This is a genomic window from Vibrio sp. 10N.247.311.51 (assembly GCF_041467855.1).
Lineage (GTDB): Bacteria > Pseudomonadota > Gammaproteobacteria > Enterobacterales > Vibrionaceae > Vibrio > Vibrio coralliirubri.
The window spans coordinates 1-1,858 of sequence record NZ_JBFSVK010000068.1 but is presented as its reverse complement, the minus strand read 5'-3'; the positions used below and the strand labels follow the sequence as shown (position 1 = coordinate 1,858).

2 protein-coding genes and 1 pseudogene are annotated in these 1,858 nt (G+C 41.6%); 1 reads left to right on the top strand and 2 read right to left on the bottom strand.

Annotated features, from left to right (window positions below; all coding sequences use genetic code 11):
- Both AB6E85_RS25765 and AB6E85_RS25760 read right to left on the bottom strand, forming a co-directional pair.
- A pseudogene (locus AB6E85_RS25765) lies at nt 1–412 on the bottom strand (hypothetical protein); the annotation flags it as partial.
- Nucleotides 402–686 carry a hypothetical protein gene (locus AB6E85_RS25760; RefSeq protein WP_372144813.1) on the bottom strand — a complete coding sequence of 95 codons (285 nt, stop codon included), beginning with the start codon at nt 684–686 and terminating at the stop codon, nt 402–404. The pseudogene AB6E85_RS25765 and the gene AB6E85_RS25760, both read right to left, overlap by 11 nt.
- 383 nt (nt 687–1,069) lie before the next feature.
- On the opposite strand from AB6E85_RS25760, the gene AB6E85_RS25755 reads away from it, so the two are divergent.
- Nucleotides 1,070–1,687 carry a recombinase family protein gene (locus AB6E85_RS25755; RefSeq protein WP_102534335.1) on the top strand — a complete coding sequence of 206 codons (618 nt, stop codon included), beginning with the start codon at nt 1,070–1,072 and terminating at the stop codon, nt 1,685–1,687.
- The last annotated feature ends 171 nt before the right edge of the window (nt 1,688–1,858 follow it).

The following is a 1,858-nucleotide window of genomic DNA, read 5'->3' as shown; positions in this document are numbered from 1 at the left end:
CGTGCTGTAGTGCATTAGTTGTGAACACTAAAGGTATGTAACTATCACTATCATTACTCTCCGATAAATGGATTAGAAAGTCGTCCTTTGGTAGATAACCAATACTCTCGTCTAGTGCATTTTCATTGAAATTGACGTGTTCGTACATTTCAATGTGACTGATATCATCCACTAAATCGGTTAGGTAGTAGTTGCCGTCTCGCCCTTTTGCTAAATGGATAGCTACACCATTGTCATATAGTGCCTGATATTTTTGACCTAAAGCTCCGTCAGACAAGAAACTAGCTGTTTCGTTACCGTCAAATCTGCCAATGACGTTGGTCAAATCCTTTCGCGTTAAGTCAGCAAGTGACCTGAATATCAGCTTGCTATGACCAACTACTAAAGAAGGTCTAGTTTGTTTAATCTGCATTTTTCAACCTGTCCTCTAGCCATTGTTTAAAGTCCATTTCTGATTTGCTACGTTCATGCTCACGATAGAGCAATGCCATGTAATCGGGTTTAATGCCGAACTCTGGTAATAGCGTATGCAAGTATTTTGCAGTCTCTAACTGCTTTGCTGTCGCGAACTCTGTAACCAATTCTTTAAACGTCTTTGTCGCTGTCGCTCTCTGGTGTGCTGCCTTAGCTTTCTCAAGAATCCGTTTCTTATTTTTCTCATAGTAGCGTTTGTCTTTATCTGCCATTTTGTTTGTCCTAAAAATGCACCGACGGCGAATCAGGTCGGCCAGTGAAAACTCAAATTTATTGCATCTAATTTCGGAATTACGGGGAGACGCAACAACCCGCACAATGTTAGGTGTGTCAAATACCCCATTGCTTACATAATCTATTTAGTGGTGTTGCCAATCGTAAAATTGCGATTCTCAGACACAAAAAAAAGCGACCCGTTAGAGGTCGCTTTGAATTCACAAATAAAAATGCATAAGAAAAGGTTGTGTGGGTTCACTACGTCCACATCAGTATTTATGTGTCCTGCCTTATGATTACATTAAACAGGACACTTTAATTCTTGCAAATCCGTCCTGCCTATTGGACTATAAATGCACTAAACAGGACGGGTGGTTTTATGATTGGTTATATACGTATTTCGGACATCAACAGAGCAGACGGTAGTTCTCAGCGTGAAGCGATTAAGAGTTACGCCGAGCGGAATGACATTGTCATCACTGATTGGGTAGAAGAGCATGTTTCTGGTAGTAAGACAGACTTACAAGACAGAAAACTATCTGCCCTTATAAATGCAGGTTCGAGCATCGTCGTTAGTGACATCACTCGATTAGGACGCAATAAAGTAATGCAGTTAATCGGTGCCATCGCTCAGATTGCCGAACGTGGTGAACTACATCTTGCTTATGATAACCGTGTAATCACAAAAGATAATGCTGACGACGCAGAAACAATTTTTACAGTAGTCGGCCAATCGTTCGCATCTGCAATGGAATCACAAAAGAGGAGCGAACGTGCCAAAGCGGGTCACGCTAAACGCAAGTCGCAAGGTCTATCGTCTGGTCGTGCTCATGGTGCTGTAGTCAAATCAAAAATAGACGAGCACACCGCTATGATATTGTCAGAGCTAGACAAGGGAACAGCAAAGACCAAGATACTTGCAAAGTTATCTGAACGTGATTGCAAGGTATCGCGCTCTAGGTTCTACACTTGGTTATCTGACCGTGGTATTAGTTAGCGTTCGTTTTTTGCTACCAAGCCGTTGGAAATTACGCGTTCGTATTTTTTCACGAATTCGTGAGCAATCACCTCATTTCATTAATGCGCTTGAGCTTTTCTGCCTGTACAGTTAGGAAAAATCAAAACGGAATATCTAATGAAGCAAATAACCGTAAATGTAGCCGACCTT